General features: G+C 64.3%; 11 protein-coding genes. 1 reads left to right on the plus strand and 10 read right to left on the minus strand.

Features of this window, described 5'->3' with window-relative positions; translation table 11 throughout:
• Positions 1-59: 59 nt before the first annotated feature.
• The 10 genes from ABEH27_RS10090 to ABEH27_RS10135 form a co-directional block, all read right to left on the minus strand.
• Positions 60-1,082: a LacI family DNA-binding transcriptional regulator gene (locus ABEH27_RS10090; protein ID WP_346613441.1), complete on the minus strand. Its 1,023-nt coding sequence runs from the start codon at positions 1,080-1,082 to the stop codon at positions 60-62.
• 577 nt (positions 1,083-1,659) lie between these two features.
• Positions 1,660-2,898, minus strand: a complete 1,239-nt coding sequence (locus ABEH27_RS10095; RefSeq protein WP_346613442.1) for a cytochrome c — start codon at positions 2,896-2,898, stop codon at positions 1,660-1,662.
• A gap of 12 nt (positions 2,899-2,910) precedes the next feature.
• Positions 2,911-4,695, minus strand: a complete 1,785-nt coding sequence (locus ABEH27_RS10100) for a GMC family oxidoreductase (protein WP_346613443.1) — start codon at positions 4,693-4,695, stop codon at positions 2,911-2,913.
• Between the two features lie 3 nt (positions 4,696-4,698).
• Complete coding sequence (locus tag ABEH27_RS10105; RefSeq protein ID WP_346613444.1) at positions 4,699-5,433, minus strand: gluconate 2-dehydrogenase subunit 3 family protein; 735 nt, start codon at positions 5,431-5,433, stop codon at positions 4,699-4,701.
• Between the two features lie 609 nt (positions 5,434-6,042).
• A complete protein-coding gene (locus ABEH27_RS10110) occupies positions 6,043-7,326 on the minus strand; it encodes an OprD family porin (protein WP_346613445.1) in 1,284 nt (427 codons plus the stop codon).
• Between the two features lie 34 nt (positions 7,327-7,360).
• On the minus strand, positions 7,361-8,677 hold the full coding sequence (locus tag ABEH27_RS10115; protein WP_346613446.1) for an MFS transporter: 1,317 nt from the start codon (positions 8,675-8,677) through the stop codon (positions 7,361-7,363).
• 66 nt (positions 8,678-8,743) lie between these two features.
• Positions 8,744-9,268 (minus strand): gamma carbonic anhydrase family protein, encoded by a 525-nt coding sequence (locus ABEH27_RS10120; RefSeq protein WP_346613447.1) that lies wholly within the window; start codon positions 9,266-9,268, stop codon positions 8,744-8,746.
• Positions 9,269-9,270: 2 nt separating this feature from the next.
• Positions 9,271-10,464 (minus strand): CaiB/BaiF CoA-transferase family protein, encoded by a 1,194-nt coding sequence (locus ABEH27_RS10125; RefSeq protein ID WP_346613448.1) that lies wholly within the window; start codon positions 10,462-10,464, stop codon positions 9,271-9,273.
• A gap of 11 nt (positions 10,465-10,475) precedes the next feature.
• Positions 10,476-11,384, minus strand: a complete 909-nt coding sequence (locus ABEH27_RS10130) for a hydroxymethylglutaryl-CoA lyase (RefSeq protein WP_346613449.1) — start codon at positions 11,382-11,384, stop codon at positions 10,476-10,478.
• A gap of 100 nt (positions 11,385-11,484) precedes the next feature.
• Entirely contained in the window at positions 11,485-12,396 is a 912-nt protein-coding gene (locus ABEH27_RS10135) for a LysR family transcriptional regulator (protein WP_346613450.1), read from the minus strand.
• Positions 12,397-12,678: 282 nt separating this feature from the next.
• Here ABEH27_RS10135 and ABEH27_RS10140 point away from each other — a divergent pair, with 282 nt between their 5' ends.
• Positions 12,679-13,530, plus strand: coding sequence for a LysR family transcriptional regulator (locus ABEH27_RS10140; protein WP_346613451.1), 852 nt, complete (start codon positions 12,679-12,681; stop codon positions 13,528-13,530).
• Positions 13,531-13,626: the final 96 nt, after the last annotated feature.

The raw sequence follows: 13,626 nt of genomic DNA on the forward strand, positions 1-13,626 counted from the left end.
TCCTTATGAAACCGGTTTCATTTTGATATGAAGCAACGGGCAGCATTGCTGCCCGTGGGTTAATCGCGTGGGTGTGTGGAGCCTCGGATAATCAGGTCGGCCTTGAAGTCGATGCGCCGTGGCGCCCCGCTCTCGCCGCGCAAACGGCCGAGCAGGCAATCGAAGGCAGCAACGCCGATGCGTTCGGTGGGTTGAGCCAGTGCGGTGATCCCGCTGCTCACCAGCGGGTACCAGTCCAGCTCGTCCAGGGCAATCAGGCCGACATCCTGGAACAGTTGGCAGCCGGTATCGTGGAGTACCCGGGTCACCGCCAGGGTGGCCACGCCGTTGAAGGTGAAGATTGCCTGCGGGCCGTGGCCGTTGCCAGCAAGGAAGGCACCGAGCCCGGCTTGCAGGTGCGCATCGACTTCAAGCAGTTGCTGACGCATGCCGGCACGGCGGCTGATCGAAGCCGTAAACGCCTGCACCCGCTCAAGGCGGGAGCTGGTGCCGTCCAGCGGTTCGGTGACTGCCAGAATGTCGCGGTAACCACGCGCCTGCAGGTGGTCCAGGGCCTGTTCGATGGCGTCGGCGTTGTCCAGGCCGACCAGGTCGACGTTGAGCTCGGGCAGTTGCCGGTCGACCAGCACCATGGGGATGTCACGCTGCAGGTTCAGCAGTTCGCCCGGATGACGGCCGAGGGTATTCACGATCAGGCCCTCGACGTTGTAGGACTGCAGGGCCACCAGGTGGTGGCGCTCCTGCTCGTCGTCGCGGTTGGTGTTGCACACCACCAGGCTGTAGCCGTGCTGGCGGCAGGCAGTTTCGACGCCGTGCATCACTGCGACCGAATAGGGATTGAGGATGTCCGCCACCAGCATGCCGATCAGCCGCGTCTGGCCGCGCTTGAGGCCCCGGGCCATCTGGTTGGGCCGGTAGCCCAGGCGCTCGATGACCTCTGCCAGGCGCGTGGCGGTGGCTTCGGCGAGCAGTTGGCGGTCGCCGCCGATGTAGCGCGACACCGTGGCCTTGGAGACGCCGGCAACACGCGCCACCTCGCTGATGGTCACGCGCTCGCGGGTATGGGCAGGCAGGTCGGTCATTGGGGTCCCTTGTGATTATTGTCGGTGACGTGAATGAAACCGGTTTCAATACATCAAAACCGCGGGGTTTCGTCACCTACCGTTCGTCGGGATTCTACAAGATCGCAGGCGCTCGCCGTTGTTGATTTGTTGATCATTAGATCGAGCGCCGCCCGCGCGGCGCATCGCGGGCAAGCCCGCTCCTACAATTGTTGCAACGCGCCGTTCCAGTCAGGCCATGGTTGTCCGCCTTGGCGCATGACTGAAGACAGATGGGGCGTCGGCAGCGCCAGCCGAAAAATTGGGTCATGCCAACAAGGCTGGCAACTATGGCCTCACAGGCCATGGCACGTTGCAACAAATGTGGGAGCGGGCTTGCCCGCGATGCGCCGCGCGGGCGGCGCTCGATCTCAAGGGCGCTAAAGATCCCAAGGCAAGCGCTTCGCGATGCGCCGCGCGGGCGGCGCTCGAGCTCAAAGGCGCTGAAGATCTCAAGCCAAGCGCTTCGCGCGGGCGGCGCTCGATCTCAATGGCGACGAGAACCTACCGGCATGCACTCGCACCACAGAACATGCCAAATGGTGAAAGCCCCCAGCTATCAGCGCAGGGCTTTTACATCCCCTGCAGTAACAGCCTCGCCCTGGTTACCCCAGCTACTACGAATGAAATTCACCACCTCAGCTACCTCCTGGTCGCTCAGGCGCCAGCCGAATGCGGGCATGGTGAAGTTCGACGGTGCGGCGTGGGTCGCTGGCACCGTGCCGCCAGCCAGCACCACATGAATCAGCGAAGTGGCATCGGCCGTCTGCACCACCGGGTTGCCGGCCAGCGCCGGGAACACCCGGGTGTAGCCCTGGCCATCGGTACGGTGGCAGGCCGCGCAATTGTCGATGTACACCGCCGCGCCTGGCTTGCTGTCATCCCCCTTCCACAGCGCCTCTGCCACCTGCTTGTCGTAGACATGCGGCTGGTCGTCCGGGTTGCTTGGCGGCAGCGTCTTCAGGTAACGGGCGATAGCGGTCAAGTCCGCATCGTTCAGATGCTGCATGCTGTGCTCGACCACATCGCTCATGCCGCCGAACACGGCGCTGCGGTCACTGCGGCCGGTCTTGAGAAACTGCACCAGCTGCTCCTCGCTCCAGCTGCCCAGGCCATCCTTGTGGTCACCGCGCAGGTTCTTGGCGATCCAGCCTTCGAGCGGCGCACTGCCGGCCAGGAACTGCTCACCGTCTGCGGGGCTCAGCGCCTGTTCCTGCATGGTCAACGCCCGCGGTGTGTGGCAGGCACCGCAGTGGCCCAAGCCTTCGACCAGGTAGGCGCCGCGGTTTACCACCGGGTCCGTTTCGGCCGGCGCTTGCCAGGCTTTGACTGCTGGCGCGAACAGGCCACGCCAGACCGCCAGCGGCCAACGCATGCTCAGGGGCCAGGGGATGTCCGTGGCCTTGTTCGGCTGGGCGACGGGCTGCACGCCTTGCATGAAGTAGGCGTACAGCGCACGCATGTCGCCGTCAGTGACCCGTGCGTAAGACGGGTACGGCATGGCAGGGTACAGCGTGCTGCCATCCTTGCCGATGCCTTTGCGCACGGCCCGGTCGAAGTCTTCGAAGCTGTACTGGCCGATGCCAGTGGCGTCGGGCGTGATGTTGGTGGAGTACACGGTGCCGATGGGGGTTTCCATCGGCAGCCCGCCTGCGAACGGCTTGCCGCCCTTGGCGGTGTGGCAGGCCACGCAGTCACCGGCACGGGCCAGGTACTCGCCCTTTTTCACCAGCGCGTCATCGGCCTGTACAGCCATGCTTGCGCCAAACATCAGGGTTGCGATCAACAGTGTCTTCATGTTCATCGCTCCTCAAGCCTGGACCAGCGGGCCGGGGTTTTTCAGGTACTGCTCGCGGATGGCCTTGGCCGACCAGTAGGTCAGCGCCGCCACCAGGCCGGTCGGGTTGTAGCCCAGGCCCTGAGGGAACGCCGAGGCGCCCGGCACGAACACGTTGTGCACGTCCCAGCTCTGCAGGTAGCGGTTCAAGGCGCTGGTCCTGGGGTCGGTGCCCATGATCGCGCCACCGTTGAGGTGGGTGGTCTGGTAGCTGGCAGTGTTGAAGTGCTCCTTGACCTTCTTGCCGAGCACGGCGATGGCCTTGGGGTTCATTGCCTGGGCGATCTTGCCGAGCTTGTCGACCATGAACTGGTTCATCTTGATGTCGTTTTCCTGCCAGTCGAAGGTCATGCGCAGCAGTGGCTGGCCGTAGGCATCACGGTAGGTCGGGTCGAGGTCGAGGTAGTTGCTGCGGTACGACTGGTGCGCGCCGTGGGCGTCCATCGACAGTTGGTGGGTGTAGTAGTCGGCGGTGGCCTTCTTCCAGGCGCTGCCCCAGGCGGGGGTGCCGGGTGGGTTGGCGATGCCGGCAATCGGCCGGCTGCCGGCCTGGTTGACCCACATCGGCGAGCCGCCGACGAAGCCGTGCGGGCCATGGTCGAAGTTGTCGGCGTTGAAATCGTCGATCGCCACGCCATTGCCGCCGGCACCGATGAAGTTGTTGGTGTAGGTGTCCTTGTCGAAGAACGCTTTTACCGTGCCCATGTTCTGGTAGGCAAAGTTGCGGCCCACTACCCCTTCGTTCTTCACCGGGTCGTAGGGCTTGCCGATGCCGGACAGCAGCATCAGGCGAACGTTGTTGAACTGGAAGGCGGCGAGGATGACGATGTCTGCCGGCTGCTCGACTTCACGCCCCTGGGCGTCTATGTAGGTCACGCCGGTGGCCTTGCGCTTGCTGTCATCGAGGTTGACCCGCAGCACATGGGCGTTGGCGCGCAGCTCGAAGTTCGGCACCTGGCGCAGCGCCGGCAGGATGTTCACGTTGGGCGACGCCTTGGAGTACATGTAGCACACGTAACCACTGCAGAAGCCGCAGAAGTTGCACGGCCCCATCTGCGCGCCGTAGGGGTTGGTGTAGGGCCCGGAGGTGTTCGCCGAGGGCAGGTTGTAAGGCTTGTAGCCCAGGCTTGCAGCGGCCTTTTCAAACAGCTTGGCCGACACCACGTTCTTCTGCGACACCAGCGGGAACGGGTTGGAACGGTCTGGCGCGTAGGGGTTACCGCCCTTCCCTTCACCAACTACCTTGCCATTCACGGTCCACGCCTGGCCCGAGGTGCCAAAGACTTTTTCGGCAAAGTCGAAATGCGGTTCGAGCTCTTCGTAGCTGACGCCGAAGTCCTGGATGGTCATGCCTTCAGGGATGAAGCGCTTGCCGTAGCGTTCTTCGTAGTGGCTGCGCATGCGCAGCTCCATCGGGTCTACCCGAAAGTGCACACCGGACCAGTGCAAGCCGGCGCCGCCCACGCCCTTGCCCGGCAGAAACGCGCCCAGCTGGCGGTTGGGCAGCGCCACGTCGTTGCCGCTGTGGCGGATGGTGACGGTTTCTTTCGAGACGTCGACGAACAGCTTCTTGCGCACGCTGTAGGTCAGCTCATCGATGACCTGCGGGTAGCTGCCCTCGGGGTAGGTGTCCTGCATCGGCCCGCGCTCCAGCGCGACCACCTGCAACCCGGCTTCGGTGAGTTCCTTGGCCATGATGGCGCCCGCCCAGCCGAACCCGACGATGACTGCATCGACCTTCTTCATTGCATTGGCCATGCCTTACGCCCTCTCGCCGCGAATCGAAACTGCCGGGAACGGGTACGGCTCGTTGCGCTCGACCCAGTCCATGAAATCTGCCCGGGCACCGGGGAAGCCGATTTGCGTCCAGCCAACCATGCCCTTGTTGCCCCCGTGGATTGGGTCGCAGAAGAAGCCTTCGCGGGTGTTTTGCACCAACAGGCTGAAAAACACCTTGGCCGGCAGTTGCTCGAAAACGATCTCACCGGCTTCGATCTTGCCGAGAACCTTGTCCCGGGTAGCGCTGTCTTGCTCGGCAAACGTTTTGCCGCTGGCGTTCTTGCACCACGCGTCCGCTGCGGCAATGCCCAGGCGGTAGATCTGTTGCGGGCTGAGTTGCAGCTGGTAGCCAAGCTCGGGGGCGGCGTCGGCCTTGAACGGGCCTTGCATGTACCACTGGGCGCCGGTGGCGTAGGGGGTGTTCATTTGCCGATCGATGAATTCAGCGGCACCCGCCTCCAGCGCACCTGGGCCGAGTTCGTCTGCGGGGATGATGCGCGACACAGCCGCTTGCACGAAGGCCCACTCTTCGGCGGTGAAGAAAGTCGGCTGGTAATTGCCGGCAGGTGGTGTGGCCGGCACCTTGGGTTCGCGAACCGGTTCGGCCAGCAACTGGCTGGCACCCAGCCCGCTGCTGGCCACGGTGACCACCGGTATCAGGGTCAGGGTTTTGCGCAGGAAATCCCGGCGCGGGTTATCGGGAGCATGCTCAGGCATAACGAATCCTCATCAGCAATGGGGCGGCCTTGGGGTGCGCCGTCTGGGTTTCGATCAGGGGCCAGGCCCTGAGAAAGCCGGGTAATCTAGCTGGTTCGGAAATGTTTTGAAACCGGTTTCAGTGTGAGGGATCGCTTGAGGGTTCGCTTGAGGGTTCGCTTGAGGGTTCGCTTGAGGGTTCGCTGAGGGTTCGCTTGAGGGTTCGCTTGAGGGTTCGCTTGAGGGTTCGCTGAGGGTTCGCTTGAGGGTTCGCTTGAGGGTTCGCTTGAGGGGTGTGGTGGGTTAGAGATCGAGCGCCGCCCGCGCGGCGCATCGCGGGCAAGCCCGCTCCTACATTTGTTGCAACGTGCCATGGCCTGTGAGGCCATAGTTGTTAGCCTTGGTGGCTCGACGAGATTTTTCGGCTGGCACTGCTGGCGCCCCACCTGTCTCCAGCCATGCACCAAGGCGAACAACCATGGCCTGACTGGAACGGCGCGTTGCAACAAATGTAGGAGCGGGCTTGCCCGCGATGCGCCGCGCGGGCGGCGCTCGATCTCACAGGCGCTGAAGATCCCAAGCCAAGCGCTTCGCGATGCGCATCCCCATAAAACCGCCGCCATGCCCCCCTCAAAACTCGACCACATACCCCACGATCACCCGGTTCTCATCCGCCGCATCGGCAAAGTTCGAACGCATGCTTGCGTTACGCCAGCGCAGCGACAGGTTCTTCAACGCCCCCGACTGCACCACATAGGTGATGTCCGTGGTCCGCTCCCACTCCGCGCCTTCTCCACCCCGCGCTGCCAGCGCCCTCCCCTTGGCGCTGGCGATCCGCTGTGGGTCGACCTGGTCGCCTTTCACGTAACGCACATTGAACGTAAGCCCGGGGATGCCCAGGGCCACAAAGTTGTAGTCGTAACGCAGCATCCAGGCACGTTCATTGGCCAAGGCAAAGGTGCTGACTTGCTGTTCGCTGAACAGATAGGTGTCTGTCCCACCTACATACGCATAGGCCGTATCGCCACTGACTTTCTGATACCCGCCGCTGAAGGTATGGCCCTTGAGGCTATAACCGAAATTGGTGCTCAAGGTTCGGTTATCCACCTCACCGAGCAACGCCCTGCCCTGTTCCCGCGCATTGAACCAGCGCCATTCGGTAAAGGCTTCGCCCGGACCCAGGCCGGTCCGGTACCGTAACCCTGCGTAATCGCGGCGGAACAGGTCATCCAGCTGGCTGCTGTGCACGCTCAGGGTCAGATTCTTGATTGGCTGATAATCGGCGCCCAGGTAATAAAGGCGGTCACTGGTCGCCGTCGCTGAATACGCGCCCTGTTGCGCCATCGCCGTCAGGTCCTCGAAGTCGGTCGAGTCGCGCAGCTTGGTCGCATCCACCTGCAGCAAGGTCAAGGTCAGGTTGTCCAGGTCCTTGCTCACCAGCTGTGCCCCGTTGAACCACTGCGGGAACAGCCGGCTGTAGTTGGACGCCAGCAACGGCAACTGCGGGCTCAGCCCACCTACCTGCAGCTCGGTCTGCGACACTTTGGCCTTGAACGTGGCAACCGCCTTGCCGTAGTCATCCGCCGCGCGCCTGTCGCTGCCCCGTGGCAACAGCCCGGTACCACTGCGCGCTGGGGATGAGTCGAGTTTCAGGCCAAGCATGCCTGCAGCATCCAGGCCGAAACCCAGCACCCCGTCGGTATAGCCGGACTGCCATTTGAGCATGAAGCCCTGGGCCCATTCGCCACGCCGGGACTGGCTGGCGGCAGCACCGTGAAAGTCGCGGTCGAAGTAGAAGTTGCGCAGCTCCAGGCTGCCTTTGCCGTTTTCGACAAAAGCCGCGTGGGCCGATTGCCAGGCGCAGCAGAACACCGCGAGCATCAGCGATGCCCGCCGGGAGGTGGAAGTGGTCATGGGTGTGCCTTTTTATTGTTGTTGTCGGGCGGTTTCAGGCTTTGGGGTTCTTGACGTAGCGCATCACCACCAGGCAGGCCAGCAGGATCAGCGGCGCAATCGACAGCATGCCCATGTACGTGCTGCCCGTGAGGTCATTGATCTGCCCCACCATCACCGGCGCCACGATGCCACTGAGCTGGCCCACGGAGTTGATCGCCGCCGTGCCGGTGGCAATCGCCAACCCCGAGAAGGTCGACTGCGGGATAGTCCAGAAGATCGGGATGGCAATGAACGTGCCCGCCGTAGCCAGCACCAGCGCCGCCATCATCGCCCATGACGAGTCCGAGAACAGGCACGCCAGCAAGTAGCCGACCGCAGCCGCCAGCAGGCAATAGACCAGGTAGCGCTTGCGCTCGCCGGTGCGGTCCGAGCGCCGGGTCAGCAGCACCATGCCGACACAGGCCACCGCATACGGCAGCGCCGACAGCACGCCCACCCACAACATGTCCTGCACACCCGACGACTTGATCAGATGGGGCATCCAGAAGTTCAGGCCATAGGACGCGGTTTTCACCACGTAATAGATGAACGCCATGATCGCCACCTCGCGGGTGAGCAGCACCCGCCACAGCGACCCCAGCACCGGCTTCTGCGCGCGCTTGTCCTGCGCCAGGTTTTCCACCAGCAGGTCCTTTTCCGCGCGGCTCAGCCACTTGGCCGACTCGATGTCACGGTCGAGCTTCCACAACACCAGCACACCCAGCACCACGCACGGCAACCCCGACATCAGGAACAGCCAGTGCCAACCAGCCAGGCCCAGTACGCCATCCATGGTCCCCAGTAGAAAGCCCGCCGCCGGCCCACCCACCGCGCCGGCCAAGGGCACGGCGAGGAACCACAGCCCATTCATTTTCGCCAGGTGTTTACGCGGGAACCAGCATGCCAGGTAGAACAGGATCGCCGGCCCGAAGCCCGCCTCCATCACGCCGATCAGAAAGCGCAGGAAGTACAGCGTGTACTGGGTGTAGGCAAACACCAGCGCGGCGGTGGCCAGCCCCCACGACACCATGATCCGGCAGATCCACGCCGGCGCCCCGTAGCGTTTGAGCCCCAGGCTGCTTGGCACTTCGAACAGCACGTAGCCGATGAAAAACATGCTCGCGGCCAGGCCGTAGGCCGCGTCGCTCAGGCCAAGCTCGGCCTGCATCTGGGTTTTGGCGAAGCTGATGTTGATGCGGTCGAAGTAGGAAAACAGGAAGCAGATGATGGCCAGCGGCATGATGCGCCAGGCCACGCGGCGGTACAGCAGCAGTTCATTGATGTGGCTGTCGTTGCGCTCACGCGCCAGAACACCGGTCAAGGCAACCATGGTGGATCTCCATTCTTGTAATTATTGGAGAGCGGCGGCGCCCCTGTAGGCGCCGCTTGAAAGCTGTCAGCCGATACGCACGAGCTTTTCCTTGTAGGCGGCCCCTTTGCAAACGTAGTCGGCGGCGTTGGCGTGCAGGTGGGCGATGGCTTCAGGCGTCAGCTCGCGCACTAACTTGGCCGGCGCGCCGAGGATCAGTGAATTGTCCGGGAATACCTTGCCTTCGGTGACGATGGCGCCCGCGCCCACCAGACAGTTGCGGCCGATCACCGCACCATTGAGCACCACCGCCTGAATGCCGATCAGTGCACCATCGCCCACCGTGCAGCCGTGCAGCATCGCCTGGTGGCCCACGGTGACGCCGCTGCCCACGGTCAGCGCAAAGCCAGGGTCGGCATGCAGTACCGCGCCCTCCTGAACATTGCTGTGCTGGCCGATGCGCACCGCTGCGTTGTCGCCGCGCAGCACTGCCTGGGGCCAGATGCTGACGCCCTGCTCCAGGGTCACGTCGCCAATCACCGTGGCCTGCTCGGCAACGAAGGTTTCAGGGTGCAGGGTTGGGGTCAGTGTGTCGTAGCGATAGATAGCCATGCTTAGCGCCCCTGTTCGTCGGTTTTGAGCACGCCCGCCGCGCACAGCTCGGCGATGTGTGCGTCACTGTAGCCAAGCTCGCGCATGACCTTGTGCGTGTGCTCGCCAATGCGTGGTATGGGCCTGCGCGGTTGCAGGCGCTGGCCATCCAGCGACAACGGCAGCAACGGCATCGGCGTGCTGCTGCCGTCCTCCAGGGTCAGGTCGGCCATGCCGCCGCTTTGCTGCAGATGGGGGTCGTCGAACAGCTCTTCCGGGCGGCGGATCGGCGCAAACGGGATACCGTTGGCCTCAAGCTCCACCGCCAGTTGCTGAGCGTCGACGGTGGCGAATACCTCGGCCAGGTGCGCCAGCAAGCGCGGGCGCTGCAGCACGCGGTCATTGTTGGTGGCCAGCGTCGGGTCATCCCGCAAGGCAGCCTGGCCCAACACCTGGCACAACGCGTTCCACTGCCCTTCGCCCGTGGCGGCCACGAACATCTGCTCACCCCCGGCGAAGGTGAACACGTCGTAGATGGCCCAGGCGCTGATGCGGTTGGGCATCGGCGCTGCGGCTTCACCGGTCACCACGTACTGCTGCATGTGCTGGGCGGCCAGCAGCACGCAGTTCTCGTACAGCGCGCTTTGCACCTCGCGGCCACTGCCGGTGCTGTTGCGCTCGTTGAGCGCGGCGAGCACGCCGATGGCGCCGAACATGCCGCCCATGATGTCGTTGACCGAGCTGCCTGCGCGCAACGGCCGGCCTACCGGCCCGGTCATGTAGGCAAGGCCGGCCATCATCTGCACCACTTCGTCCAGCGCCAGGCGGTTGTCGTAGGGGCCACTGAGGAAGCCCTTGTGCGAGGCGTAGATCAACCGCGGGTTGCGCTGGCGCAATGCGGCGTAGTCGAAACCGAGCTTGTGCATGCGCCCGGGTTTGAAGTTCTCGATGAACACGTCGGCCGTGTCGATCAGTTCCAGTACCGCATCGCGGCCCTGGGGGGTTTCGACGTCGATGGCGATGCACTGCTTGTTGCGGTTGAAGGTGCGGAAAAACCCGGCCCCCGCGCCCAGCAGGCGGCGCGTGCCGTCACCGCGGGTGGGCTCGATCTTGATCACTTCGGCGCCAAGGTCTCCGAGGATCATGCCGCAGGTGGGGCCCATGACCATGTGCGAAATCTCGACGACACGAATGCCGTCCAAGGGGAGGCTGGACATTGTTTTATCCCTTAATAGTTGAGCGGCAGGCCGGCGCGGGCGATAGCGCCATACAGCGGTTCATCGGGCAAGGCGTCGCGCAGCACCTGGCGCGAATCGATCAGGGCCTGCAGGTCGATGCCGGTCTGCAGCCCCATGCTCTGCAGCATGAACACCAGGTCCTCGGTGACGGTATTGCCCGAGGCGCCCGGGGCGAACGGGCAGCCGCCAAGCCCTGCCAGCGAAGCGTCCAGCTCGCGGATGCCCTGCTGCACGGCGACCAGGCTGTTGGCCAGGGCCAGGCCACGGGTGTCATGAAAGTGCGCGGCACGCAGCCGCTCGCCGGCGATGGCGCGCACGGCCTGGATCACCGTGGCGACCTGGCCTGGGTTGGCATAGCCGGTGGTGTCGCCCAGCGAAACCAGGTCGCAGCCGGCCTCGATCACCTGCCGGGTCAATGCGCACAGGTCGCTCAGCGGCACGTCACCCTGGCGGGTGCAGCCGAAGGCCACCGACATGCCGGCAATCACCTGCACGTCCTGGCGGCCCATGTCGTTGCGCAGCTGGCACATGCGCCCCAGCTCCTCGACCATTTCCTGGGGGGTACGGCGTACGTTGGCCAGGCTGTGCGCCGTGCTCACCGACACCGGCGCAACGATGCGATGCGCCCCGGACTCCAGCGCATCCTGGGCACCGCGCAGGTTGGGCGCCAGCACCGTCACCCGCAAATCCGGGTATGTGAGGGCGTGGGCGACCACTTGCCTGGCATCGGCCATCTGCGGCAGCAGCCGGGCCGGCACGAACGAGGCGACTTCCATATGGCGCACGCCCGCGGCATAGGCGCTGTCGATCCAACGCTGCTTGGCGGCGGTAGGCATGACTGTCTGCAGGCTCTGCAGGCCATCGCGCAGGCCGACTTCGTTGATGGTTATTGTTGTCATCAGGGGCTCTCTGTCTGAAGCGTGCGGCCAGACTAAGAGCAGCGCGACGGGCAGAAAAGACGTCTTTCACGGGCTGATCCATCGTCAGCCACGATGGATGTCAGCGCACGCTTTGCCAAGCGGGGGCCCGCAGTAGCAGGTGGTCCACCAGCCGCCGCGCCGACAGCGACAATGCATGCCGGTCGCGCATGCAGATGACGAACTCGCCCAGCGCCCAGTCATCGGTCAGCGGGATCACCCGAAGGTCGAACAACGGCGCATAGCGTGCCACCGCCTCCTGCGGGAACACTGCCAGGCCCAGGCCGAACTGCACCAGCCGGTACGCGGCGTCGAACGACGACACATAGGAGCGAAAGCGCAGCTCCTTGCCCGCTGCCTCGGCACTTGTGCGCATGAAATTGTTCAAGGTGGCGAACGCCGACAGGCCCAGGTGCTCGTAGCCCAGCGTTTCGGCAAAGGCAATGCTGCTGCGTGCGGCCAGGGGGTGATTGGCGCTGACCACCACGGCCAGGTGGTCCTGCCGATACGGCACGAATTCAAGGTCGCCGACTGCAGCGGACTGCCTGCAGATGCCCAGGTCGGCATTGCCCTCCGCCACCCCGCGGACCACATCGGCGCTGAAGCGCTCTTCGATGTCGGCCTGGATCAGCGGGTTGTCCAGCATGAAGGCCGACAACTCCTCGGGCAGAAACTCCATGATCGACGACACGTTGGCCAGCACCCGCACATGCCCGCGCGCGCCTTCGGCGTACTCGCTCAGCTCGCTGTCCAGGCGCTCCATGGCCCGGGTCAGGCCACGGGCATGGCGCAGCAGGGCAAGCCCCGCCGGGGTGGGCTCGACCCCACGCTTGCTGCGCTTGAACAACGCGGTGCCAAAGCGCGCCTCGATGTCCGAGATACGCTTGCTGACGGCCGACGGCGCCATGAACGCCCGCTCACCGGCACCGGCGATGGTGCCCTCTTCGCAGACCACGATGAACAGGTGCAGGGAAAGGTGATCGAGGGGCTGCATGGCGTTGTCCGGGCTGTAAATGGCAGCAATGCTAGCATCGATTCGGGCCTACTTTGCGGGATCTACGGCCTTGGTCACGGTGTGAAAGTTGATGCAAATCCTGTGGGATCTACTGCCCTGGTCACGGTGTGAAAGTTGATGCAAATCCTGTGGGAGCGGGCTTGCCCCGCGAACACCGGCGACGCCGGTGCCATTCACCGCGTCGCCTGCTCCGCGGGGCAAACCCGCTCCCACAGAAGTACCCGACGGCTTTATCATGGTGGTCCCTACCTGAGGCCCGCCATGTTCGATTGGGAAGATCTGCGCCATTTCTCTGCCTTCATCAGCCAAGGCTCACTCTCGGCCGCGGCCAAGCAACTGGGCGTCGACCACGCCACCGTGGCCCGGCGCATCGCTGCGCTGGAAGCTGCGCTCAACCTCAAGCTGGTCGACCGCCGCCCCAGGGCCTATGTGCTGACCGAGCATGGCCGCCGAGTGGGCGACTACGCCGAACAGATGACTCAGTCGTCGTTCGCCCTCGAGCACTTCGCCACCGCCGGCCAGCAGCAAGTTGCAGGCGAGGTGGTGCTGGCCGCCCCGCCCGCGCTGCTGGGCAGCATCATCGCGCGGCAGCTAGGCCAGCTGTGCAACCACTACCCGCAACTGCGCCTGAAGCTGGTCGGCAGCAAGTCCCGCGCCTCGTTGGCGCGGCGCGAAGCCGACATCAGCATCGCCCTGGCCCGGCCCACCGAACCGACGCTGGTGGCCAGCCTGCTTGGCTATCTGGATTACCGCCTGTACGCCGCCCCCGGGTACCTGCAAAGCACTCGCGCGCCGCGCTACATCGGCTACGACCAGTCCCAGGCCAAGTCGCCACAGCAACAATGGCTGCTTGAGCAGACCCACCACCAACCCTTCGTGCTGCAAAGCAACGACTTGCGCATCCAGGCCCAGGCCGCCGCCGGCGGCATCGGCATAGCCTGCCTGCCGGCGTTCATGGCCGAGGAACATGGGCTGCAGGCTACCGGCGATGAAGCACAGACCATGAGCATCGAGATCTGGCTGGCGGTGCACGAGGATGTGCGCAACACCCCGCGCATCAAGGCCGTTACCGACTTCCTGCAGCAACAGGTCAAACCCCTGCTGCGCTTGTGAATTTCTGCAGAGGTCGCCTGCACCGATACGGAATTTCCGCAACCCCGCACCCCCGCTAAGCTTCCCTGCATCGCAAACGATCACTGAGGAGACGCG

It is taken from the genome of Pseudomonas sp. P39-UII1, from assembly GCF_039672635.1.
Taxonomy (GTDB): Bacteria; Pseudomonadota; Gammaproteobacteria; order Pseudomonadales; family Pseudomonadaceae; genus Aquipseudomonas.

Coding starts and splice junctions, on each gene's coding strand:
- ABEH27_RS10135 (WP_346613450.1), bottom strand. CDS start 12,396: ATGCAGCCCCTCGATCACCTTTCCCTGCACCTGTTCATCGTGGTCTGC.
- ABEH27_RS10125 (WP_346613448.1), bottom strand. CDS start 10,464: ATGTCCAGCCTCCCCTTGGACGGCATTCGTGTCGTCGAGATTTCGCAC.
- ABEH27_RS10095 (WP_346613442.1), bottom strand. CDS start 2,898: ATGAAGACACTGTTGATCGCAACCCTGATGTTTGGCGCAAGCATGGCT.
- ABEH27_RS10110 (WP_346613445.1), bottom strand. CDS start 7,326: ATGACCACTTCCACCTCCCGGCGGGCATCGCTGATGCTCGCGGTGTTC.
- ABEH27_RS10090 (WP_346613441.1), bottom strand. CDS start 1,082: ATGACCGACCTGCCTGCCCATACCCGCGAGCGCGTGACCATCAGCGAG.
- ABEH27_RS10100 (WP_346613443.1), bottom strand. CDS start 4,695: ATGGCCAATGCAATGAAGAAGGTCGATGCAGTCATCGTCGGGTTCGGC.
- ABEH27_RS10120 (WP_346613447.1), bottom strand. CDS start 9,268: ATGGCTATCTATCGCTACGACACACTGACCCCAACCCTGCACCCTGAA.
- ABEH27_RS10115 (WP_346613446.1), bottom strand. CDS start 8,677: ATGGTTGCCTTGACCGGTGTTCTGGCGCGTGAGCGCAACGACAGCCAC.
- ABEH27_RS10105 (WP_346613444.1), bottom strand. CDS start 5,433: ATGCCTGAGCATGCTCCCGATAACCCGCGCCGGGATTTCCTGCGCAAA.
- ABEH27_RS10130 (WP_346613449.1), bottom strand. CDS start 11,384: ATGACAACAATAACCATCAACGAAGTCGGCCTGCGCGATGGCCTGCAG.
- ABEH27_RS10140 (WP_346613451.1), top strand. CDS start 12,679: ATGTTCGATTGGGAAGATCTGCGCCATTTCTCTGCCTTCATCAGCCAA.